At 60.2% G+C, this 21,750-nt stretch carries 20 protein-coding genes; 10 read left to right on the forward strand and 10 right to left on the reverse strand.

The genetic code is table 11. From position 1 onward, the window contains the following. Nucleotides 1–67: 67 nt before the first annotated feature. Both ACSQ8V_RS25380 and ACSQ8V_RS25385 read right to left on the reverse strand, forming a co-directional pair. Nucleotides 68–1,267, reverse strand: coding sequence for a porin (locus ACSQ8V_RS25380; RefSeq protein ID WP_436207532.1), 1,200 nt, complete (start codon nucleotides 1,265–1,267; stop codon nucleotides 68–70). A 356-nt stretch (nucleotides 1,268–1,623) separates the two neighbouring features. Then, nucleotides 1,624–2,328: an SDR family NAD(P)-dependent oxidoreductase gene (locus tag ACSQ8V_RS25385; protein WP_436207533.1), complete on the reverse strand. Its 705-nt coding sequence runs from the start codon at nucleotides 2,326–2,328 to the stop codon at nucleotides 1,624–1,626. Between the two features lie 182 nt (nucleotides 2,329–2,510). On the opposite strand from ACSQ8V_RS25385, the gene ACSQ8V_RS25390 reads away from it, so the two are divergent. Beyond that, nucleotides 2,511–3,440 carry a LysR family transcriptional regulator gene (locus tag ACSQ8V_RS25390; RefSeq protein ID WP_436207534.1) on the forward strand — a complete coding sequence of 310 codons (930 nt, stop codon included), beginning with the start codon at nucleotides 2,511–2,513 and terminating at the stop codon, nucleotides 3,438–3,440. 177 nt (nucleotides 3,441–3,617) lie between these two features. On the opposite strand, the gene ACSQ8V_RS25395 is transcribed toward ACSQ8V_RS25390, so the two are convergent. Then, on the reverse strand, nucleotides 3,618–4,007 hold the full coding sequence (locus tag ACSQ8V_RS25395; RefSeq protein ID WP_436207535.1) for a surface-adhesin E family protein: 390 nt from the start codon (nucleotides 4,005–4,007) through the stop codon (nucleotides 3,618–3,620). A gap of 430 nt (nucleotides 4,008–4,437) precedes the next feature. On the opposite strand from ACSQ8V_RS25395, the gene ACSQ8V_RS25400 reads away from it, so the two are divergent. After that, nucleotides 4,438–5,016 carry a hypothetical protein gene (locus ACSQ8V_RS25400; protein ID WP_436207536.1) on the forward strand — a complete coding sequence of 193 codons (579 nt, stop codon included), beginning with the start codon at nucleotides 4,438–4,440 and terminating at the stop codon, nucleotides 5,014–5,016. 128 nt (nucleotides 5,017–5,144) lie between these two features. Here the strand turns inward: ACSQ8V_RS25400 and ACSQ8V_RS25405 are convergent, their stop codons facing one another. Then, a complete protein-coding gene (locus tag ACSQ8V_RS25405; RefSeq protein ID WP_213765407.1) occupies nucleotides 5,145–5,471 on the reverse strand; it encodes a DUF4148 domain-containing protein in 327 nt (108 codons plus the stop codon). Between the two features lie 341 nt (nucleotides 5,472–5,812). Between ACSQ8V_RS25405 and ACSQ8V_RS25410 the strand changes: the two genes are divergently transcribed. Beyond that, complete coding sequence (locus ACSQ8V_RS25410) at nucleotides 5,813–5,977, forward strand: hypothetical protein (RefSeq protein WP_436207537.1); 165 nt, start codon at nucleotides 5,813–5,815, stop codon at nucleotides 5,975–5,977. 44 nt (nucleotides 5,978–6,021) lie between these two features. Further along, nucleotides 6,022–6,921, forward strand: a complete 900-nt coding sequence (locus ACSQ8V_RS25415) for a glutathione S-transferase family protein (RefSeq protein ID WP_436207538.1) — start codon at nucleotides 6,022–6,024, stop codon at nucleotides 6,919–6,921. Nucleotides 6,922–7,094: 173 nt separating this feature from the next. Here the strand turns inward: ACSQ8V_RS25415 and ACSQ8V_RS25420 are convergent, their stop codons facing one another. Continuing rightward, on the reverse strand, nucleotides 7,095–7,844 hold the full coding sequence (locus tag ACSQ8V_RS25420; RefSeq protein ID WP_436207539.1) for a YqcI/YcgG family protein: 750 nt from the start codon (nucleotides 7,842–7,844) through the stop codon (nucleotides 7,095–7,097). A gap of 108 nt (nucleotides 7,845–7,952) precedes the next feature. Beyond that, on the reverse strand, nucleotides 7,953–8,891 hold the full coding sequence (locus ACSQ8V_RS25425) for a sterol desaturase family protein (protein WP_436207540.1): 939 nt from the start codon (nucleotides 8,889–8,891) through the stop codon (nucleotides 7,953–7,955). Between the two features lie 440 nt (nucleotides 8,892–9,331). On the opposite strand from ACSQ8V_RS25425, the gene ACSQ8V_RS25430 reads away from it, so the two are divergent. Further along, complete coding sequence (locus ACSQ8V_RS25430; protein ID WP_213765410.1) at nucleotides 9,332–9,775, forward strand: DUF2231 domain-containing protein; 444 nt, start codon at nucleotides 9,332–9,334, stop codon at nucleotides 9,773–9,775. After that, nucleotides 9,768–11,087, forward strand: a complete 1,320-nt coding sequence (locus ACSQ8V_RS25435; RefSeq protein ID WP_436207541.1) for a PQQ-dependent sugar dehydrogenase — start codon at nucleotides 9,768–9,770, stop codon at nucleotides 11,085–11,087. The genes ACSQ8V_RS25430 and ACSQ8V_RS25435 overlap by 8 nt, the downstream gene beginning before the upstream one ends. Before the next feature lie 173 nt (nucleotides 11,088–11,260). Here the strand turns inward: ACSQ8V_RS25435 and ACSQ8V_RS25440 are convergent, their stop codons facing one another. Next, the gene (locus tag ACSQ8V_RS25440) at nucleotides 11,261–13,165 is read right to left on the reverse strand and encodes a thiamine pyrophosphate-dependent enzyme (RefSeq protein WP_436207542.1); all 1,905 of its coding nucleotides are present in this window, start codon (nucleotides 13,163–13,165) and stop codon (nucleotides 11,261–11,263) included. 12 nt (nucleotides 13,166–13,177) lie between these two features. Here ACSQ8V_RS25440 and ACSQ8V_RS25445 point away from each other — a divergent pair, with 12 nt between their 5' ends. Beyond that, a complete protein-coding gene (locus tag ACSQ8V_RS25445) occupies nucleotides 13,178–13,351 on the forward strand; it encodes a hypothetical protein (RefSeq protein WP_436207543.1) in 174 nt (57 codons plus the stop codon). Between the two features lie 531 nt (nucleotides 13,352–13,882). Here ACSQ8V_RS25445 and ACSQ8V_RS25450 read toward each other — a convergent pair. After that, nucleotides 13,883–14,836, reverse strand: a complete 954-nt coding sequence (locus ACSQ8V_RS25450) for a DUF3298 domain-containing protein (RefSeq protein WP_436207544.1) — start codon at nucleotides 14,834–14,836, stop codon at nucleotides 13,883–13,885. Between the two features lie 246 nt (nucleotides 14,837–15,082). Next, nucleotides 15,083–15,820 (reverse strand): hypothetical protein, encoded by a 738-nt coding sequence (locus tag ACSQ8V_RS25455; RefSeq protein WP_436184434.1) that lies wholly within the window; start codon nucleotides 15,818–15,820, stop codon nucleotides 15,083–15,085. Nucleotides 15,821–16,139: 319 nt separating this feature from the next. Here ACSQ8V_RS25455 and ACSQ8V_RS25460 point away from each other — a divergent pair, with 319 nt between their 5' ends. Together ACSQ8V_RS25460 and ACSQ8V_RS25465 are read left to right on the forward strand one after the other, a co-directional pair. Then, entirely contained in the window at nucleotides 16,140–17,231 is a 1,092-nt protein-coding gene (locus ACSQ8V_RS25460) for an alpha/beta fold hydrolase (RefSeq protein ID WP_436207545.1), read from the forward strand. 261 nt (nucleotides 17,232–17,492) lie between these two features. Then, nucleotides 17,493–19,043: a methyl-accepting chemotaxis protein gene (locus ACSQ8V_RS25465; protein ID WP_436207546.1), complete on the forward strand. Its 1,551-nt coding sequence runs from the start codon at nucleotides 17,493–17,495 to the stop codon at nucleotides 19,041–19,043. A gap of 142 nt (nucleotides 19,044–19,185) precedes the next feature. Here ACSQ8V_RS25465 and ACSQ8V_RS25470 read toward each other — a convergent pair whose 3' ends face one another. Continuing rightward, nucleotides 19,186–20,172 (reverse strand): DnaJ C-terminal domain-containing protein, encoded by a 987-nt coding sequence (locus tag ACSQ8V_RS25470; RefSeq protein ID WP_436207547.1) that lies wholly within the window; start codon nucleotides 20,170–20,172, stop codon nucleotides 19,186–19,188. Nucleotides 20,173–20,504: 332 nt separating this feature from the next. On the opposite strand from ACSQ8V_RS25470, the gene ACSQ8V_RS25475 reads away from it, so the two are divergent. Beyond that, a complete protein-coding gene (locus tag ACSQ8V_RS25475) occupies nucleotides 20,505–21,530 on the forward strand; it encodes a fatty acid desaturase (RefSeq protein ID WP_436207548.1) in 1,026 nt (341 codons plus the stop codon). Nucleotides 21,531–21,750 lie beyond the last annotated feature (220 nt).

The following is a 21,750-nucleotide window of genomic DNA, read 5'->3' on the forward strand; positions in this document are numbered from 1 at the left end:
GGAATCCGCCGCATGGCCGGCTCGTGTGCGGCCCATCGCGCACATTTCGCGCACATTTACCGCACGATCAGAACTTGTGACGGATACCGACGATCAACGCCGTCTGCACGTCGCTCGACGAATTGCTCAGGTTGGCGATTGCCGCGACTGCCGTTTTTCCGGTCGAATCCTTGCCGCTGGCGTGCTGGTAGATGCCGACCAGATACAGGTCCGTACGCACGGAGAGCGCATAGTTCGCCGCGAGATTGACCTGGCTGTAGGCGGCCCCGGAAATGCTGTCGATCGAGCTGCCGCGCGTATAGGTGTAGGCGGCGCCCAACTGCAAGGCCGGCGTCACCAGATAGGCCAGGTTGATTTCCCCGAGGTTGAAGGTCGCGGTGCCCGTCAGTTTCTGCGGGTTGAGCCCGGCGCCTGCCTCTGCGCCGATGTCCTTGAACTGGACATTGCTGTACACGCCCCCAATGGTCGCATTGCCGATCTTGTACGCAGCGCCCGCCGAGACGACCTGCCATGTATGTGCCGACGCAAACCCGCTGTACACCGGGCTGGACATATTGGTCGCTGAGGTCGACGTCGGCGAGTTCGCGTTGGGATTCGAACCAAAGACCGAGAAGTTCGGGTCGCGCGCGTTTTCGTATGACACGCCGAGAGCCAGCGGGCCGTTGTCGTAGCCCGCACCCAACGCATATATCTGGTCCTGCGTGAATTCGCCCGCCTTGCCGCCGAAGCTGTAGAAGCCGCCGAAGGTCAGGCCGTTATAGCTGGGACTGGCGTACTTGACCGAGTTATTGATCCGGTTGGTGTTGTCGAGGTTGTCCATGTCGCCCGGATGCGCGCCGTATATGCTGCCCCACTCTTTAAGTGTCACCAGCTTTTCGGCGTTGCCCGACTCGAAGCTGCCGACATAGTCGCCGAGCAGGTCGTACTGGCGGCCAAGCGTCACCGTGCCCATGGAACCCTTCAAACCCACGTAAGCCTTGCGGCCGAACTCCGCACCGCCCTGGCCCAGCGTGCCGTTATCCACGTTGAAGCCGCCTTCCAGGCGAAAGATGGCCTTCAACCCGCCGCCCAGGTCTTCCGAGCCGATCAAGCCCCAACGATCGCCCTGCAGATTGCCGGACCCCAACTCATACTGGCGGCTACCTTTTGAATTCGAATTGAACACGAAGCCATTGTCGAGGAGCCCATAGAGAGTCACCGAACTTTGAGCGTGTGCAACGCCGTACACGGACATGCATGCGGCAATTCCCAGGATTTGTTTCTTCATCGCCCCACCCCAAAGATGTCGTGAAATAAATAAACCAACTTGAAAACCAGGTCCTATCAGCAGGATTGCGAAGGATCGTAAGTGCGCAATTTTTGCGAAGTAAGACCAGTTTCCAAGATCACGATCGATATTGAAGATCATCATTTCGAGGACACGGATTTGTGCTACGACGGGATCAGCAACGCCCGGTCCGCGCACGAACAGTTGTCCATAGATGATTTCCGGGGTGATCGGCTGACTGGATAGCGATCGTCTGGAATGCTCTTCTCAAGCGAAATTTTTCCAGCATTGCCGCGAGCATCCCGGCCCCAGGCAAATTGGCATGGGAGTGTGCGACTTTGGAAATACGCCGCCGTTCACCAGGGAACGACTCTTCCGAGGTAGTCCAGGTAATGCAATCCGGAACGCCCTTGGTAAGCCTCGATCGTGCTCACCAAGTTCGGGATGCTTTCTTCGATACCAAGACGCGCTTCAGGACCGCCCATGTCCGTTCGTACCCATCCGGGCGCCATCAGTAACAAGGTTCTCGCGTCGCTTCGGTGGCGCGCGGCAAAGCTGCGCATGAACATGTTGAGTGCGGCCTTGCTGCCCCGGTAGACCTCATAATTCCCGTTGTCATTGTTTGTGAGGCTGCCCTGCCCGGACGACATGACACCAATCGTTCCGGTCGGCTGCACCAGGTCCTGAAACGCCTCGATCACTCTCATTGGACTCAACGAGTTGGTCACCATGACGCGCACAAATTCCTCTGTCGAGACATCTGCAATCGTTTCACGATCGTCGTTTTTGACACCGGCATTCACGAAAAGCACATCGAGTCGTCGCCCCTCAAGACGACCGCGTAACGCGGCGACCTGCTCCGGAATCGTGATGTCGACGGTTTCAACTTCGAGTGCGCCGCCCGAAGTTTTCGCAATTTGACGAAGTTTTTCTGTTGAGCCGTCCCTTCCGGTGGCTATTACTCGCCAGCCGCGCGTGAGGTATTCCTCGACCATTGCAAATCCGAGCCCACGGGATGCACCGATGAGGAGGACGGTTTTCTGCGGTGATAATTCTTGCATTGATAGCTCCCTGTAAGTAAAGCCTGACTGAACGTGACATTGCGTGACGTTGACGAACCACGCCCTTGAACGTGAGTCAGTCCGGGGAATATATCGATGCGGAAGACATGGCGGAAGACGCAACGATTGCACGTATAACCTGCATCAAACGCCATGCCTGAACGTGCGTGCTACGATCGGGCATGCCCGAACCCGATTTGAATCTGCTCATTGCGCTTGACGTGTTGCTTGCCGATGGCAGCGTGGTTGGCGCTGCGCGTCGGCTGGGATTGAGTGCCTCGGCAATGAGTCGAACGTTGACCCGGCTGCGCGAGGCGATCGGTGACCCATTACTGGTTCGCGCGGGGCGCGGTATGGTGTTGACGCCCCATGCAGAGGCACTTCGTCGACGCACACAAAACGCGGTTCACGAGGCACGTTCCGTACTGAGTCCCTCAACGACCGAGCCGGATTTCCCAACGTTGCAGCGAACCTTTACCATTCGCGCCAACGATGGCTTTGTGGAAGCCTTCGGCGCTCCGCTTATCGCTGCGGCCACGGCAATCGCTCCGCTCGTGCGTTTGCGCTTCGCACCCAAACCTGAGAAGACAGCAGCGCATTTGCGAGAGGGTTCAGCCGATCTTGAGATCGGGGTCCTGGGCGAAATGGGGCCGGAGGTCCGCGTGCAGGCTCTATTCCGGGATCGCTTTCTCGCTGTTGTCAGAAAGGGCCATCCGCTCGAATTAGAGCGTGAGGTAACAGCAGAACGGTATGCCTCCTTCGGCCACGTTGTTGCTTCGCGCCACGGGCGCGCCAGTGGACCGGTCGATGAGGCGTTGGCTGCTTTAGGGTTGGAAAGAACGATCGTCGCCATGGTTCCCAGCTTCCACGCCGCGCTGGCGGTGGCGCGAGCCTCGGATTTGATCGCTCTCGTGCCTGGGTCTTTTCTGGGCAATCAACCTGAACATCAAGAATCGGCCCTGTCCGGCACCATCTACGCTTTCGAGCTTCCCGTGACGACCGAAAAAATTACGGTTTCTCAGATGTGGCATCCACGTTTAGAGGTCGACCCTGTTCATCGCTGGCTCCGGCAACTGGTGCTAACGGTATGTCGGCAAAGAGTGCCGCTGTGAAGCGGCAGCCATCAGTCGCATGCACGCCCGTTTGCGGTCGCTCGGGAACGAGCTGAACACGGATTGCCCACGCTCACACGTGAATACGGTGGCGGCTATCGAGTTCGTAAGAGCCGATTGACCGTTGACCGGCACAGAACGGTCATTAGCCGGTTGCACCGTAGGGTCATCGAACCCTCAGCCCTTACTGCACACCGCACGCAATATGAAATCTCCGCCCGTGCCCGGGACGACAACCGCTGGAGCATCGTGCTCCGGAGGGAGAGAAGCGAGGACATTACCTTGCGCATCGTAAAAAATCAGTGCGTTCACGAGGAGTGTTCTAGCCTGACAGTCCGCAACGTATTGCGTCTTGATCGCCTTGGCGGGACGTCCGAGTTGCACGTCCGTCTCTACCGCCAGGACCGTCTGAGTCCAGGCGTTGACGGTGTCACCACTGCGAGCAACAGAGTCTTTGTCGACGCTAACGGCCTCCCCCGAGTTCGCGAAGACCTGGACCCAGTCCGATGCAATCGCCGAGGCCGACGATAAAAGCAGAAATGCGCCGAGCGCAAGCATTCTATTCATGTTTGATCTTTGTAATTTTGATAATTTTGAGTACCTGCCGGTTGGCGGCAAAAGCACTCCGCTTCCGAGGTGCAACGGTCGTTCATGCTGACGAGCCGACCGCCGTCTGCTGGCCCATAGCGGCTGTTCGAGCCATTGCTGAAAGTCGTGGTTTCAAATGGCAGCTTTCGACAACATCGGGCATGCGGGATCGGGCAATGGCGGCAGCCACCAGACCCCAGTGCGTCACTGACGGCCTGGCTAAACGAAGCACGCATATTACCCGAGCATCGGCTTACGATAACCTTCGTTTGTGAACGCCCTGGCAGGCAAGGAACGGCTACTCTCGGATCGCTCGTGATCCGCGCGAATCCGAGCCTATGGCACGCCAACCTGCGTACCTTCCAAATATGAGGGGCGTGCGAGCCGGATTATTCTTTGAAGCCGGTTCATGCACCAGCATTCCAACAGCGGTGACCATCATGACGGTGCCTGGTGCGCGACAAAGCGTTGGACTGGTGACCCTGGCGTATCGTCGCCGCATCTCGCGGCTATCTGTCCGTGGGAGGGGTTCAGCGATCTGTATCGCGACTTCGCTCGCCCTGGCGGAGTTCGCGAGGACGGCTTCACCATCATCTGGGACAAGGGGCTCAAGAAGGGAGGGGTCCGGATCAACACCGAATTTCGCAAGGAAATTGCCAATCGGCCGGAACGCGATGGATGGTACAAGTCGACTGCCCCTGACCTGGCGCGTATCGAAGTTCCCATCCTCGTTTGCGGCAGTTTTTCTGATCATTCGCTGCACACACAAGGGTCGATCGAGGCCTTCCGCCGTATGGATTCCGCGCTCAAATCGCTCTATACGCACTGCGACGGAAAATGGTGTGCGTTCTATGGTCAAGAAGCCACGGCAACACGCGGGCGGTTCTTTGATCACACGCTCAAGGGGCCTCGACAACGGCTGGGAGAAGGAACCCGCGGTGCGTATGGCGATCTACGGCGATCTACGATAACGGCCCCGAACCGATAGCCGTTGTAGGTGTGCAGAACTGTTAACCTGCCGGATTCAATCCGGCAGGTGGGTATAACGGCCTGCTGTTGTATGCAAGACGCACAGCCCGGCTGCACGCCTCAAAACATGCATATCGAGCAGATAGATCAGGGATGGTCATACATCGAACGCCAAGCGGCCGGCGACACCGGCGCAATCCCAGCCCCCGATCCTGAAGTGCTCTCGGCAACACCACCGAAGCCGGCAGAAGCGGCGCCGTTTTGCGCAGACACTTTTTGCTCTGCGGTTAGCGTAGCGACCGGATATGACGCATTCGAATCGGGGAACGCGGCGTGTGATGGGGTCGCTTGTTCGAACTGCACCAATTGTCCGCTCACGTCTGCACGAGTGACCGGTTGGCTCGACTGAGCGAATGAGAAAGCCGGGAACGCGAATACCGCGGTGACGCAAACAGCTTGAATGAGCGACTTCATAATAAACCTCCAGATTTTTTCGCAGACGTGTGTCTGCCGTGAAGACAAGTGTAGTGGGCATCACGTGATTTATTAAATGTGTATGACACAATGACTCATTGCTAATTTAAGCGTTAACCCTTATTCGAAAGAAAACGATCGGGTAACCGCAAGAAAGGTTTTAAGGATGCTGCCGGGTGCCCTCGTTTCGCATCACGCGGGCTGTGGCACACGATGTGGCCTGGAGATGTTTGCGCGGCGCCGATCGCTGGTCATGCCGCGTCGCAAGTCAGCGTTCCAGTTCGGCCCGTGGAGGCCTTCTATACCTGGGTCGCCGTAGCCGGCGTTCTGTTGCAATTGCCGTGGATCCACGCCGCGCACTGCAAGATTGGGTACACGCGGCGGACGTGCGCGTACTCAAGCCGGTCATCGACGCCACCTCCTCCTTTGCCAAATTTCGGGAAGCCTGTGCTCACTTGAAGCATGGCGCGTTCGGCAAGCTCGTCGTCAAGGTTCGCAATCAGTAAGCAACCCGGCGCGAGCACGGAAAGCTAGGAGACCCCCGCGCCACATGCTCCTCGCCCGGTCCAACGCGGCGCGGTTTGCCGAAGACAGATCGCGGAACGACCCCGCTAAACGTATGCGCGACATGGCTGTCCGGGGCTATAGGCGTAGCCACGATTATCGCTTTGAAAGCGACAGAGCGACTACCCAGCCGGTGTTTATTGCGGCCAGCAATCCCGACATACTTTGTCCTAACGGCGCATCACAAAGGCACCGGCCAATCCAGCTCTATCTGATCACTTTTTTTATAAGGAAGGCTTATCAAATGAAACTCTACATCGCTGAAGCAACCTGCTCCCTGGCTGTTCAAACTGTCGCCAACGAGTTGGGCCTATCACCGGAACTCGTTCACTTCGACGTTTTCGGCAAGTCCACGACGGATGACACCCGCTTCTCGGATGTCAACTCGCTTCTCTACGTCCCGGTCCTTGTGCTCGATAACGAGCGGCGTGACCAGCTGACGGAAACCACGGTCATCTCGTCGTATCTCGCCGACCAGCATCCCGAGTCAGGGCTGATTCCTGCTCGCGGCACACTGGAACGCGTCAAGATGGACCAGTTGCTGACCTTTATCGCGACCGAGATTGCGCAGAAGCATATTCCGTTAATGCGCAAACTGATGACGGCGGAAGGCATCGAGTTTACAACCAACAAACTACTCGCGGCCTACGGCGTTCTGGACGCACGTCTGGCCGACGGCCGCGCATACCTCACGGGTGAACAGTTCACTGTTGCAGACGCATACGTATGGGCAACGATGTGGAACGAGCGCTCTGGCGTGAAGCTTGACCATCTGAAGCATCTGATGGCGTACATTGCCCGAATCGGTGCGCGCCCGTCTGCGCAGAAGGCACTGAGGGACGAAGCCGAATTGGTCGCGCGCCATAAAGAACAGCTTGCCGCGTAGTCTCTGATCCGTCGTCTTCTCAACGGGCTCGGGGCCGCGGTGACGCCTACGGAACACGGTTCCGTTCCGATTCTCGACGGTTTAGGCCGACTGACTGTATGACCGCGTAAACGCCTTTACCTCACGCGGACACTCGAACGTCGGCTTTACCATGGAGAGCCGATCGCAGCGCGTCAGCGGCTGGCGAATGGGCAACGTCCGGTCACTGGCGCGTTGTCGTCGGGCAGACAATACTGCTTCCACTCCCGATTACGTGGATCGCCGTAAAAGCCGATGTCCGGATGTACCGGCATCGCGTCGTACTCCAACATCCGCGCATGGATCTGGCGGCGGACTTCAGCGCCGATTGGCTTGCCGGTCGTCAAGTCGGTAAACAGCTCGCGCGGCTGGAACAGCAGCACGATCCCGCTACCGACCACACGGCTGCGCCGCTGGTGATAGGTCGGAGCGGTACCGACAACGAACATCTTGCGGCCACCGAACGAGAACTCCCACAACGGATCATCCGGATCGGTGGGCCGCATCGGCACGCCGTCCGCCTCGTGCAACTGCAGCAGCAGGGTCCAGAAGCGCCGCAGGAATTCGGTGTGCGACGTGAGCGCGGGGTCCGGCGCGCAGAACATCGCGAGACTATGCCGCGTGAGCGCCGCATCGTGTCCGAGTTCGACAAAACGCTGCATTGTCGCGCGCGCAATCTCAGGACGCTCGCCGTCGAACGCGTAGAACATCTCACCGCGCCGCTCGGCCGCCTGGCCGAAGAAGCACGGGTAATCCGGCTGCTCGAGCGTCTTGCGGTAGCTGTGATACGCATCGCGCCACCACGCGGGCAGAGCGCCGGAATTCGACGCTTCGATGTTCAGGATGCGTGCGGTCCACTGGGTGGACGCCGCTTTCGATTGTTCAACTGCGGGTGACATCGCCATAGGCTTGCTCCGGACGAAGTTAGGTGTGCTGGCAAGATCGTGCACGTCCGCATGACGTGCGCTGGAAGGTCGGCGGCTGCCGGACCGTCGCACAGCCGGGCCGCGCGCTCATTGGGCTGGCCGACGCCGCTTGCGCGCGAGCTGGATCATTCGATGCACGCCGGCCGCATGCTGCTGCCACCAGTTGCCGGTTGCGATGATCGGATCCGCAGTCGGGTCTCCGGTCTCGCGGGCGTCGTGGGTAAAATTCGCGGTGCCGAACAGCATGTCCCACCATGGGAACACCGTGCCGAAATTGCAGCTCTTGCGCCGCGCGATCTCCGGGCAGTGATGCGCGCGGTGGAATTGCGGCGAGATCAGCAGTCTCTCGCCCAGCCATCCGTAGCGAGCGCGCGTATTCGCGTGCGCAAAGCTGCCAACGAAACGAAAGCCGAGAATCACGAACGGAAATTGCAGCGCCGGCATCCCGATCGCTATCGCGACGACGAAAAGCCACACGTACGTGATGATGTCCTCGAGCAGGTGCGAGCGATCGTCGGACCAGAATGTCATCTGCAACTCGGCATGATGCAGAGTGTGCAACCCGTACCACCAGCCGAAACGATGCGAGATCCGATGGCGCCAGTAATCGGCACAGTCGAGTATCACGAAGCCGACCAGGAACCCGGCGAGTGGCATTCCCGCGGCATCGGCGATGCGCGTGAGCAAAGACGGCACCGGCCACCGGTGCGCGAGCAGCCAGCCATCAACTAGCGCCTTCACGAGCCCGTACTCGAAGTAAGCGGCGAGCGGGAACAGGACGATCCGGACGATGAACGTATAGACGATGTCGGTCGTCATCGGTTGACGGACCGGCCAGCGCAGCAGCGGCCAGCGCCGTTCGAGCGGGGTACAGAACAGATAGCTGAGGACGACCTGCAGCACGCCGCATCCGGCGAACAGCAGCCACGCCCAGCCAGTCGATCTCTGCGCCGCCGATCCAAACAGACCGGCGATGCACGACACCAACGCACCGGTGCCGGAGCAGGCAAACAACGCAGGCAACACGAGCAACTCCATTGCGTTCGAACTAGAGGCCCGGTGTCGATGCTTGTAGGCCGAACAGGCGCGAGACCGTCCGGCAGCGAACGACGTACGTTGCAAAAAACGGTCCGACCCCGGGACGCTATAAGGACCTTGTGTCAAACACACCGTCAAGCACACTATAGTCCGCGCTACCTGACAAGCCGGTGGCGTTCCGATGACGGCCCTGCCACAAATGGCATTCGTTCTGTATGGCCTACGACGCCGCTGCGGGGCGCATCCCGGAATCGGGCATGTCCTATGCGTAGGGCAGTTAGCTCGTGCTTCGAATGCCGAGGCTTGCGAAATACTTTCACGGCGGGCTTATCGAATCGTTCAGGACTGCATGCCGCGTGAGTCCAGGTCCGACCGGCCGCTACCATGCGCCGTTTATCGAACATTACCTTTAGAAAGGGACTTATTCCATGACTCCAGCTAGCCCGATATATCGGTCAAGATGGGCCACGGCGGTCTTCGATTTGTTCAATCCGATCCCCTATGGCCTCTTCGTCGGCACATTGATCTTCGACATCATCTACGTCATCACCGCCAATGTTTTCTGGGCAAAAGGGGCTGCGTGGCTTGTCACGGCGGGACTGTTTTTTGCAATTATTCCGCGCCTGATCAATCTCGGCCATGTATGGCTTGCGTCGCGTGACACGGTAACGCGTGCCGAGAAACTCGACTTCTGGTTGAACCTGCTGGGCATAGTCGCGGCAATAGTCAACGCGTTCGTCCATAGCCGCGATGCGTACGGAATTGTTCCGGAGAACGTGATTCTCTCGGTGATCACCGTGGCATTGCTTAGCGTCGGACAAATCGCGCTCGCGTTCGACAAGTTCGGTTTCAGGGAGACGACTCGTGAATAAATCCATCTTGAGTAGCGTTGTTGTAATTACTAGCGCGACCCTGATTGCCGGATGCAGCGAGCGGGCCAGGTATGACCCCTCGGATCAGGCCGGAGCCAATCCGCCGTTGCCAAGCGCGCAAAGTTTCTTCACGCCTCCGATGCAGGTACCGAAGTACGTGGGCTGGCAGAAGGGCGAAACGCCGAAGGTGGCGCAAGGCCTGACAATCCAGGAAATCGCCTCCGGACTCGAACATCCGCGCCAGGTCTATTGCCTCCCGAATGGCGACATTCTGGTGGCTGAATCGAATAGCCCGAATGCTGAACCCGTTACCTCGCCCAAGCAACTGATCGCCGGCATGGTGACGGGTCGCTCGGGTAAAAAAGGCAAAGGCGGCAACCGCATTACATTGCTGCGAAAGCGTACCGACGGCAGCGGGGAATGGGACAAATATGTGTTCATCGATCACCTGCATTCACCGTTCGGCATGCAGCTGATTGGCGACACACTCTATGTCGCCGACACGGACGCAATCCTGAAGTACCCGTACAAATCCGGCGAGACAAGCATGCCGGCCCAAGGCATCGAACTCGCCGACCTTCCGGACAAGGTCAACCATCACTGGACCAAGGCGTTGCTCGCGAGCCCCGACGGCAAGAAGCTGTATGTCGGCGTCGGCTCGAACAGCAATGCCAGCGAGAACGGTCTCGATGTCGAATACCGGCGCGCAAATGTACTGGAAGTCGATGTGGCGACGGGCGCGAGCCGCATTTATGCGGCCGGGATACGCAACCCGACCGGGCTGCAATGGGAACCGAAAACGGGACAACTGTGGGCGGTTGCGAATGAGCGCGACGAAATTGGCGCGGATCTCGTGCCCGATTATCTGACCTCGGTGAAGGATGGCGGCTTTTATGGCTGGCCGTACAGCTACTACGGCCAGCATGTCGACCGGCGGGTCCAGCCGCAACGCCCCGACCTGGTCGCGAAGGCGATCAAGCCGGATTATGCAATTGGCTCCCACGTCGCTCCGCTCGGACTGCTGTTCTATACCGGCAGCAACCTGCCGGCGCAGTATCAAGGCGGGGCCTTTATCGGCGAGCATGGCAGTTGGGATCGTTCGCCGCTGAGCGGTTATGCGGTCGCGTACGTCGCGTTCGAGAATGGCAAGCCTGTAGGAACGCCAAAGCCTGTTGTCACCGGCTTCGCGTCCGACGACGAAAAGGAGCTGCGTGGCGCACCAGTTGGGCTGGCCCAGGATCAGGACGGCGCGCTCATCATTGCCGACGATGTGGGCAATACCGTCTGGCGCGTGACAAAGACGGGAGGTTAAGGCGCAAGCACGTCGATGTGGTTAAGGGGGTATGCGCCTCCGATCGGGTCCCATACAACCCTTTCATTCCAGGCTTCCAGGCTTCGAGGCTGACCACTTTTTACACGGCGCTACCCGCTTCGCGGTAGGGACGTTGGGTGCCGGCCACGCACGCCTGCGCTTCGCGCGCAGCGTCAAACCGCCAGATGGCTCGGCATGGTAATAGGTTCCGCAGGATCGACATGGACTTCGAGCAGCGCAGCGTGCGGCGAGCGCAGCATCGCATCGATCGCAGGTCTCAGCCCGGCGGGGCTTGTACAGCGCGTACCTTCCGCACCGCATGCATTCGCAATCTGCGCGTAGTCGATAGCACCGAGCTCACATCCGTAGGGAGCGTTACCCAGTTCCTTCTGTTCGAACACCACCTCCGCCAGCATGTCGTTGCGCAGGACGATCACCTTGACCGGCAGGCCGTTCTTTACGGCTGTCGACATTTCCGCCATGAGCATCGCAAATCCGCCGTCGCCGACAATCGCCACCACCTGGCGAGCGGGATTCGCAAGCTGAGCCGCGATCGCAAACGGAAGCCCTGGCGCCATCGTGGCGAGCATACCGGTCGCGACAAGTTGCTGATTGCGGCGCAAGGTCAGGAACCGCGCGGAGAAGTGGGTGTTCGCCCCGCAATCCAGACAGATGATTGCGTCGGGCGCCAAGGCATCGCTGATGGCGCGAACGACGCTTTGCGGCCTCAGCGGTGTCCGTTCGGTGGCGGCCACGCGATCCAGCAAAGCATTCCACTGCACGACGCGGCCTTGCGTCTCGCGTAGAAAGGCATCGTCTTTCTGACGCAGCAGTGGAAGCAGCGCGCGCAGGGTCTCCTTCGTGTCGCCGACGAGACCCACTTCCACCGGGAAACGCAGTCCTATGCGCTCGGCCTTGATGTCCAGTTGCACACCGCGTGCGGCACCCGGCTTCGGATACGAATCCACCCATGGCATCGTCGTGCCGATAATCAGCACGGTATCGCACCCATGCATCGCCTCCTCCGACGGCACCGTGCCGAGGTGCCCGATGCCACCTGTGGAGAACGGTGAATCGTCCGGCAGCGCGGTTCGCCCGAGCAGCGCTTTGGCGACGGGCGCGTTGAGCCGGCTTGCGACCTGTTCCAGTTCGGCAGTTGCGCCAAGCGCGCCCTGACCTGCCATGATCGCCACACGGCTGCCGGCGTTGATCAGGTCGGCTGCGGCCTGCAACTCATGGCGCGACGGCGTGGGCGTCGGGCGGCTCCATGCGGTCGAGGTCCGCAGGCCGTGATTTTCGGTGGATGCCTTGTCTTCGGAGAAATGCATGTCCTGCACGTCTTTCGATACCGTCAGATGCGCGACGCCACGCGAGCCGAGCGCGGTGCGGCAGGCGATGTCGGTCACCGTCAGGGCATGGCGGGGACCGGTCACCACGGTGTTATAGAGCGCGACGTCCTGCATCAGCGCAGAGGTATCGACGCTCTGCTGAAAGCGCGTTCCGAGCAGGTCGTGGAAGGTCAGGCCAGTGAGGGCGAGAACCGGCGCGCCGTCGAAGTGAGCGTCGTAGAGCCCGTTCATCAGGTGTACCGCGCCGGGTCCGGTCGTCGCGACGCAGACGCCCAGACGCCCCGTTGACTTGGCCCATCCCGATGCCATGAACGCGGCAGCTTCTTCATGCCGCACGCCGATAAAACGGATTTTGTCCTGGCGCTTGCGCAGCGCTTCGATAATCGGATTGATGCCGTCGCCGACCATGCCGAAGACATGATCGACATCCCAGGCCAGCAAGGTTTCGACAATCACGTCGGCCGTTGTTGCGTCGCTGCCCGGCTGAAACGACGGTTGTCGCCCGAGTGTCGCGGGCTGCCCTGCGGGAGATGCCGTCGTCTGTGCCGCGACGGCCCTGGCGGCGAGCAGGCCGGCGCCACCCGCGGCAGCCGCGCGCAGCATCGCGCGGCGTTGGGGGGACTGCAGTGCCTCGTCGGTGGCGCGCCGGTGGAGGTCTTGCGAGTCGTGCTCGTCTCGCTCGGTCGTCACACGGCCTATTTTCGAAACGGAAGGTGGAGTTGAAGTCACGACGTACTCCCGATGACACGCAGCCAGATCTGCACGGTCCACGCCTCGCGCACTGGTGTTGGCATCGGCGACGCGCCGGTCGCTTCACGCAACCTGACGATGGGTGAGCAAGCCGCGATCCTGACTCGTTCGGATGACTGTTACGGCATGAGGCATGAGGCATCAGGCATGTCCCGCCGCATCTGATTGTGTAGTCGCGTATTCTGGATGTATCGGTGTAGTGGTCCTACCCCCGTTTCTAGCCCTGTTTGATGGTGGGTTCTGGGGGTAGCGATGGAATCGGGTAAGAGCATTATTACCCGCTGGCCCCCCTATAGAAGGGATTCCGTTTTGACGCCATCAAGGCTCCGATTGCCGGCAGATCTCGGCCGAAAGTTAACCAATTAACTTCCGTGCTCTCTCCCACCCTCTTCAAGCGAAAGACGAGCATGGGACGTCCAAACTCGTAGAGATAGGTACGGCTTGCTCGGCTGGTCATCGGCCTTTGCGGTCGTTGGCGAGCTTGTCGCGGCCTTCGCGAATGTCGGCGTAGTTGAACTGGCGCTATCGGCCAAGTAGAGTCACCCGGGCAGACGTCGCGAGAGTCCGCTCGGAGGCCGACAACGGACTTCCGTCGAAATTGTTTTGATCTGCCGCATCGGGTCATTCCAGACCGTTCGTGAAGTTCATGAGCGAGCGCATCGGCCAGCGAGATCCTGCCGGGCCGCATTTAGAGCATCACCGCGGTATCGGCGCTCCTGGCGCAAGCAACCGATGCAAATCGGTCCAGGGTACGGTCACTTCGAGAATGCCGGATGCCATTGCATCTGCCTCACCTGGGTTGAACGAAATAAGAAGGCCTTCCTTGGTGAAGGACCATGCAGTCGGATCTCGCACGTCCTTGCTGATTCCGTCAGCAAAGAAGGGGGTGACGTTCAATTCCCGCGAGGCACGATCACGTAAGAATGCCTCCCATCCGCTATCCGGTGTGAACAAGTCCTCCGTCTTGAGGCGATGCAGGGCTGGCTTGAGCAAGTAGGAAATGTTGCTCATGGTCACGGAAGCCGCTCCCGCAGCGCATTGCTCAGTGTGGAACATTTCGACGTTAATGAAATCCGGCGTCGCTGACTGAACCCTGAAACCCACGAACTGATCGCTGGAAGTCTCGGTGTCTCCGAAACACCAATTTGCTCGCGCTGTCGCCGCCGATCGGACTATCGCAGCATTCCATTGTTCTGCTATCGGGGAAATCGGATGATCGATTCTTGGCAGGCCCGTGTGCTGTTCCAAAGGCTTGCCGGTGTCTTCTTGTTTCCCGATTGACGTGTAATGGTCAATTCGGCTGAACACGAAGGGACCAATGGAAGTGGCGGCGCCGCGCAGGTCATCGAGCCGGTCAGCGTATTGCCGTCGCAGACAGGAAGTGGGGCTTTCATCCCTCTTGTTATCAAGACACAGGACTTTCACGACTTTGAGCCACTGTTGCTGCCCGGTGCGCAGGATCATTTTTCCCGGGTCGGAAAGTAATGGCAGGGCCGCATCGTAGCGCTGCGCCATCGCTTCGTCTTGAGCCGATAGCTTCGGATCGGCGCAAACCGTTTTCTCGAAACGGGTTCTGGCGTTGCCGCAGTCAAAGCTTGCTGCCGCCGCGATTGATGGTGCCAAACAGGCAACGGACAGGCTGACGATCATTAAGTAACGTCCCTGCCGGGCCTGGTGTCGCTGGTTCGTGAAGCGACCTATTAATGTTTGTCGAGTGGCAATCAAGCGCCGATGGACCCATCGCTGCACTGAACAGTAAGGGCTGGAATGCGGACACTCAACACGCGACATCTGCAGCATAATGGTCGGCCGTAGGTGGATAGAGTGATGCGGCGGCCGGCAAAGTTGTGCGCCTCCGGATTATTGACACGCGTTGGCGATGTCGGCACGGCAGGACTATTGATCGTCGCTCAGACCACTCGGAACGCCATAGTGCGAACCATCGTATTCCATTGTAAAGCTGGCCCGTCTGGCGGCCTTGTCCTTGCTTGCACATTGTTCCCCGGCCACCGTCTTGGTCGTGTCGACTGTCTTTTCGCTGACAAGCAGCGTTGCATAACCGCCCTGGCCGGCTGGGCCGACCGATATTGCGCGGGACGTATCGGAGAACTGGCCGGCGCAGTTGCCGTCCCAATCTCCCTTGCTTTGTCCCGTCGTTAGATTGCTGAGCACCCGCCTAAGCTTGCCGTCGTCAATGACATAAAGACTGAGCGTCGTATCCGCGAAGGGATCCACTCGCGACGAGTTTTGAAAGCTCTTCCTTACGCCAAAGGCAAGTTCCTGAGGCGTAAGCCGCCAAGGCGCGGTATCGAGAGCAATGCTCTGCAAGCCCATCGCGTCGGACGTAATGGCGGCGGGTTCGTAACTGTGAGCGATGACCGCTCCCGTCTTGCTGTCCGCCACCAGCACCTCGAGATCATAGACCGTCTCATCGGTTGTCCCGCCTTTCTGGGGCAACGGCAACACGGCAAGCGTTTGTGCCGGATTTGCGGGCCAAACCTTGCAAGCGGCATTGTCGGCGTCGACAGCGCGACCGGGTTGCAGCGTGTGAGCCCACTCAGTAAAGCGTTCTTTGCAGTCCGCGTGTGCGAGAAGGGGCAAGCATAAGAAAGCCGATGCAACGAGAGTGCGCATGGGTATGTGGTCGGAGGTTGTGGTGAACGTGAGCGATGCGCTGCCGCGGGAATTCTACAAGATCAGGCAGACTTGGGGGCGGGATACGCCGCAGTGACGCTGCTGTTCATGGAAGCGTCAATCACGATTGACTGATTTGACTGATACCAACCCCGAACGGCCCATCGGATTGATCAACACCGGTCGTTCCACGCCGGGTTCCGATAACGCCGCGTTTTCTTTCCGCGTACCATTGCGCCTCGTCGCCGTTGAGCTATCTTCGTCGTCGCTGCCTTGCATGCTTACGATATTCTTTCCATACAATCGACAGGACCCCGCCATGATCCGATTCGCATCCCTGCTGGCCACAGCAGGAATATGCGTACTGACCGGCCTCGTGCCGGCCCGCGCTGCGACAACTGAACCTGCTTCCGAGCAGGCAGCCGATTTCACCGAGCACGACTTCCATTTCTCCGATGGCGCTACGTTGCCGGATATTCATATCCACTACGTAACCTTGGGCACGCCGCGGCGCAACGCGCACGGCGAGATCAATAATGCAGTGTTGCTGATGCACGGCACCACCGGCACCGGCCGGGCATTCCTCGCGCCGGCAATGCGCCGGGAACTCTTCGCCCCGGGCGAGCCGCTCGACACGAGCCGGTACTTTATCGTGATCCCCGACGGCCTGGGCCGGGGCGGTTCGAGCAAGCCGAGCGACGGCATGCACGCAAGATTCCCGCATTACGGCTATGGCGACGTCGTCGAGGCAAACCATCGTCTGCTCGTCGAGGGTTTGAACATCCATCATCTGCGCCTGGTGCTCGGTACGTCGATGGGAGGCATGCAGACCTGGATGTGGGGCGAGCGGTACCCCGAGATGGCGGATGCGTTGATGCCGATTGCCAGCCAACCGATCGCGATGGCCGGCCGCAATTGGCTCTGGCGGCAGATGATCGTCGGCGCTATTCGCAACGACCCGGGCTGGCAGGGTGGCGACTATAGCGTGCCGCCGACCCAGTGGACCCGCGTGATGCCAGTCTTCACGATCATCACCAACAACCCGGCACGCATGCAAAGCGAGGCCCCCAATCGCGACGCCGCCACGCAGATGTATGAAAACCTGGTCGGCACCGCCGGGAAGACCGACGCCAACGACGTGCTGTACTGGTTCGAATCGTCATGGGACTACAACCCCGCGCCTGAGTTGTCAAAGATTCGCGCACGGCTCTTTGCCGTCAATTTTGCCGACGACCTGATCAACGCCGCGGACCTCGGTGTGATGCAGCGGGAGATGAAGGCTGTGCCCAACGGAGACTTCGTCGAAATGCCGGAAACTGCGCACTCGTACGGCCATCAGACCCTCGCTCACCCTGACGTGTGGAAGCCGTACCTGGCACGGTTGCTGAACGACACGGCCAACAAGCATTGATCCGAAGGCGCCGGCAGGACCATCCCGCGTCGTGCGGTGCCAAGCAATCCGGCCACCCGTTGCAGGCCCAATGTTGCAGGCCCAATAATGGGCCCTGCAACGGCCTGTAATACACCTCCACGCTGTCTCGCTCTGTCGAACGGCTCAAGTTCAAATTTCCCCCTTCATATTTCCGCTCAACTGCCGTAAACCCTATCGACCGCGCGTGCTTTCCTGGTGCGGCATTTTTCCCGTTCTACTTGTTGTGCCTTTGAGGCATCTATGTTCTCGACCATCACGATCCGCGCCCGCCTCGCCCTTGCGATGGGCTTCCTCGGCTTGCTCATGACGATTGGCGCCGTGCTCGGTGTGGCTGGCATTGCCTTGAGTAATGCTGATCAGAAGGAGCTGTACTCCAACGAACTCGCGTCGGCGATTGCGATCGGCAAGTTCAATTTCTTCTATGCTCGCGGTCGGCTGGTGCTTGACCGGGTCGCGGCTCAGCCTGATCGCCCGGACATTGCGACCCTCGAAGGGCATGCACGCGAGCAATTCGCGATCGGCGACAAGGCCTGGCAGAGCTACCGTGCGCTGTCCGCCGAACCGCAAGAGGAGCAGCTGGCCGAAGCGGTCGAAGCCAAGCGGGCGCTTGCGATGAACGGACCGGTCGCCGCGGTGTTCGCCGCGATCGACCGGCGTGACACCACGCAACTCGCCGATCTGATCTCGAACCAGATGACGGCGCCATTCAACGAGATCACGGACCGTTCCGGGGAACTCGAGAGGATGCAGGCGGATCAGGCGCGCAGCCGATATGAAACAGCGCAGGACCGCTTCCACACGATTCTCGCCATCGCCGTACTCGGTCTTCTGATCGGGCTGTCGATGGCCGCATTCGCGTGGCATGCACTGCGCAAGTCGATTGCCGGCCCACTGGATGAGGCCACGCGCCACTTCCGCGCCATTGCCGATGGCGACCTCAGCCGGCATATCGAGGTACGTTCGCGCGACGAAATGGGCCAGATGATGGAAGACCTGCGCATGATGCAGTCCCGCCTTCGGGACGCGATGGTCGCCGTGCGCGATGGCGCGCAATCCATTTCCACCGCAACCTCGCAGATCTCGGCAGGCAACACCGATCTGTCGCAGCGAACCGAAGAACAAGCCGCTTCGCTCGAAGAAACCGCCTCGAGCATGGCGGAGCTCACGTCGACCGTGCGCCAAAACGCCGACAACGCGCGTCAGGCGAGCGAGCTCGCGCGGGTCGCAGCAGGCGTTGCGCATGAAGGCAGCGACGTTGTCTCGAAGGTCGTCACGACGATGGGCGAAATCAACGCGAGTTCGAGGCAAATTGCCGACATCATCGGCGTGATCGAGGGCATCGCCTTCCAGACAAATATCCTCGCGTTGAACGCGGCCGTTGAAGCGGCGCGAGCGGGCGAACAAGGCCGCGGTTTTGCGGTGGTGGCGGCAGAAGTGCGCACGCTGGCCCAACGCAGCGCCTCGGCGGCCAAGGAAATCAAGACGCTGATCAGCGAATCGGTCAACCGGGTGGGTAACGGAACCGAGCTGGTCGGGCGAGCGGGAACGACCATGACGGAGATCAACGACGCGGTGCGCCGGGTGACCGACATCATGGCCGGGATTGCGGCCGCGTCCGAAGAACAGAGCGACGGGATAGAGCAGGTCAACAAGGCCGTCTCGCAGATGGATGAAGTCACGCAGCGCAACGCAGCGCTTGTCGAGCAGGCCGCGGCCGCAGCCGTCTCGCTCGAGGAACAGGCCACGCGCATGAGTGATGTGGTGGGGGTGTTCCAGTTGCCTGCGCACTAAGTCCATCGTTTTGCTGTGTTTATTCGCGGGCTGATGCATCCAGTCAGCCTCGGCGTAAGCAACAAGATCCATTTTTTTGGACGGCCTTCCACTCCACCAACGTGTGTCAATCCGCTACTCGCGACTGGGCAAGATGATTGTCTTACGCGCGTGGCGGAATGGCCTGCGTTGCCCGACGCTCTGCGTCCGCAAAGATCTCGCGTAGCCTTTGTCGCTCGTTGTCGGTCAGATGTGAAACCGCGGCCGGCATCGTGAGCGCCAGTTGCAGTGTCAGGTCGCCGCGCGAGCCGTTGCGGTCCGTGAGCCCATGCCTGAGCAGACGGATCGTGCTGCCCGGGTGCGCGTTCGGCGGAATCGTCAGCCGCAGCGCGCGGCCCAGGATTTGTGCTTCGATGCTGCCGCCGAGCGTGGCCGTCACGAAATCAACCTGAACCTCGCAAGCGAGATTCAGCCCGTTGCGACGAAAGGCCGAGCCGCACGCAATCACGACCGAAAAGGTAGCGTCGCCCGGCGAACCGCCATTGGGCCCGGGATGGCCCGCGCCTTCGACGACGAGACGCTGACCGTCCCACGCGCCCGGGGGAATCCTGACTGTCTCGGACTTCCGGAAGGTCGTGGCAGCCCTGCCGAGACACGTTGGACACCCTTCGCTCGCCAGCGGGCGCCCGGTCCCCATACAGGCGGTGCAGCGCGTTCCCGAGACCGACTGGCCGCTGCCGCCGCAGCGCGCGCACGGCGAGTCTCTTTCCTGACATTGGGGACACGGCCCGTCTACCGGGTAGCTCACTTCGACTTCGCCACCATGGATCGCCGCTTCGAGCGGCACAAAGAGTCTGACCAGACAGTTCGCGCCGCGCGCCGGCGGACCGCGGTATTCGCGTGACGGAGCGGCTTTGCCGCGGCTCCCGGCCGACGCCGCCATCGGGCTGGATGCCCGCGGCTCACGCTTGCCGATCAGAACCTCGAACGCCTCCTGAACGCGCTTGAACATCGGCTCAACGATTGATTCGTGCCCCTTGTTGCGGTCCGGGTGGTACTTTGCCCTCAGCCGTCGGTATGCACGCGTGATGTCCGTCGGCGACGCAGTGTCCGGCAGTTCCAGCCGCCTGTAATATTCTTCGAGGCTCACGCGTTTCCCCCGGTTTCTTTTTTGAAAGCGCAAGTCTATCAAGACGGAAACGAAAGGACTGCTGTTGATGACGGGAGCGTGTCAGTGCCGACGTACTCCTCAATGCCGCGCACACCCGCTCGCTACCTATAGCGCTGCTGCCGTCTGACATCGCATCGATCAGCCGACCGGCGTAATGACCTGCCGTCAGCGTCAGCGGCGCGGCGACATGCTGAATTTTCCCCCACGACAATTAGCGTCGAATTATCTTCTCATCAACAGGACCGGCCTAATTCCCTGCTCATAGAGACGGACTAAATTGCCTCCGTGATCAACAGCCCCTGTTCGAGAAAATGGCCGAATACTTTGACGAAGCGCATGCGCGGGAAATCGCATCACTGGACGCAACCTTCGCAGCGCGTACGGAATGGCCTACGTGGCTGTTGATCGTGCTGATTCATGGCGGGTGGCTCGCGGTCGTGCTGTGCGTGCATAGCGGGCTGCTATCGATGATAACCGCGACGCCGTTACTCATCGTGTTGTGCACGTGGCACATGTCGCTTCAGCACGAACTGCTCCACGGTCATCCGACGCGGTCCGCCCGCGTCAACAAGTTGCTCGGCAGTATCCCGCTTGCGATCTGGTATCCGTACGCGATCTATCGCGACACGCACATCGCGCATCATCGCGATGAGAGTCTCACCGAGCCGAACGTTGATCCGGAGAGCAACTACGTGCTCCCCGAACAATGGATGAATGCACCGGCATGGCAACGTGCGTTATGGCGCATGCGCAAGAGTTTCGCTGGCCGCCTGATTGTCGGTCCGCCGCTGAGCGTCGTGACATTGCTCGCGGGGGCTGTTAATGAATGGCTGCGCGGCGACCAGCGTTATGCCTCCACGTGGATCATCCACGCAGCGCTCGTAACCGTGTTGCTTGCGTGGTTGCAGCTCTTCGCTGGCATAGCGTGGTGGTACTACCTGCTGGCGGTGACATGGCCTGCGCTCTCTCTGGCGATGATTCGATCGCTGTACGAGCATCGTGCGGTTCGCGACCCCAAGCACCGGACGGTCATCAACGAAGCAGGACTGCTGATGCGGCTTCTGTATCTGAACAATAACTACCACCTCGTACATCATGATCTGCCGCATCTGCCGTGGTATCACCTGCCTCATGCGTATCGGATTCGGCGCGATGCTTATGCGACGAAGAACGGTGGCTTCGTGATCCGAGGGGGATATTGGGAACTGCTCAAACGTTTCGCAGTGCATGAAACGGATTTTCCGGTGCATCCACGACTGGTCGGTACCGTTGCAGAACGTCGTGCGCCGCAGCGCGCCGAGCCGCGTGAAGTAGTCGCGTCCGAGGGTACGAGCTAGCTCGCCGTCCCGCTTCGGCCAGACGGGGACGATGGGCTCGTTGTAGCGTTTGCCAAAGATCGTGAGCCGCCACGCAAGGCACTCCGCGGCGGCGGGATAACCACCGGCCATGCTGCCTGAATGAGGCCTGGCTAACCTGACGGTAGCTCCCAGCTCACGCTCGCAAGCTCGTTCGAACAGTCGCATAATCGAACCGCCGCCCCGGCGTCAAGCCCTTGCA

Origin of the sequence: Caballeronia sp. LjRoot31, assembly GCF_964253885.1 — a bacterium.
In the GTDB taxonomy this organism is placed as follows: Bacteria; Pseudomonadota; Gammaproteobacteria; order Burkholderiales; family Burkholderiaceae; genus Caballeronia.

Bases quoted from the DNA above. Each gene is read 5' to 3' on its own strand.
- ACSQ8V_RS25380 (WP_436207532.1), bottom strand. From the start codon at position 1,267: ATGAAGAAACAAATCCTGGGAATTGCCGCATGCATGTCCGTGTACGGC.
- ACSQ8V_RS25385 (WP_436207533.1), bottom strand. From the start codon at position 2,328: ATGCAAGAATTATCACCGCAGAAAACCGTCCTCCTCATCGGTGCATCC.
- ACSQ8V_RS25390 (WP_436207534.1), top strand. From the start codon at position 2,511: ATGCCCGAACCCGATTTGAATCTGCTCATTGCGCTTGACGTGTTGCTT.
- ACSQ8V_RS25395 (WP_436207535.1), bottom strand. From the start codon at position 4,007: ATGAATAGAATGCTTGCGCTCGGCGCATTTCTGCTTTTATCGTCGGCC.
- ACSQ8V_RS25400 (WP_436207536.1), top strand. From the start codon at position 4,438: ATGCACCAGCATTCCAACAGCGGTGACCATCATGACGGTGCCTGGTGC.
- ACSQ8V_RS25405 (WP_213765407.1), bottom strand. From the start codon at position 5,471: ATGAAGTCGCTCATTCAAGCTGTTTGCGTCACCGCGGTATTCGCGTTC.
- ACSQ8V_RS25415 (WP_436207538.1), top strand. From the start codon at position 6,022: ATGCTCCTCGCCCGGTCCAACGCGGCGCGGTTTGCCGAAGACAGATCG.
- ACSQ8V_RS25420 (WP_436207539.1), bottom strand. From the start codon at position 7,844: ATGGCGATGTCACCCGCAGTTGAACAATCGAAAGCGGCGTCCACCCAG.
- ACSQ8V_RS25430 (WP_213765410.1), top strand. From the start codon at position 9,332: ATGACTCCAGCTAGCCCGATATATCGGTCAAGATGGGCCACGGCGGTC.
- ACSQ8V_RS25445 (WP_436207543.1), top strand. From the start codon at position 13,178: ATGACACGCAGCCAGATCTGCACGGTCCACGCCTCGCGCACTGGTGTT.
- ACSQ8V_RS25450 (WP_436207544.1), bottom strand. From the start codon at position 14,836: ATGATCGTCAGCCTGTCCGTTGCCTGTTTGGCACCATCAATCGCGGCG.
- ACSQ8V_RS25455 (WP_436184434.1), bottom strand. From the start codon at position 15,820: ATGCGCACTCTCGTTGCATCGGCTTTCTTATGCTTGCCCCTTCTCGCA.
- ACSQ8V_RS25460 (WP_436207545.1), top strand. From the start codon at position 16,140: ATGATCCGATTCGCATCCCTGCTGGCCACAGCAGGAATATGCGTACTG.
- ACSQ8V_RS25465 (WP_436207546.1), top strand. From the start codon at position 17,493: ATGTTCTCGACCATCACGATCCGCGCCCGCCTCGCCCTTGCGATGGGC.
- ACSQ8V_RS25475 (WP_436207548.1), top strand. From the start codon at position 20,505: ATGGCCGAATACTTTGACGAAGCGCATGCGCGGGAAATCGCATCACTG.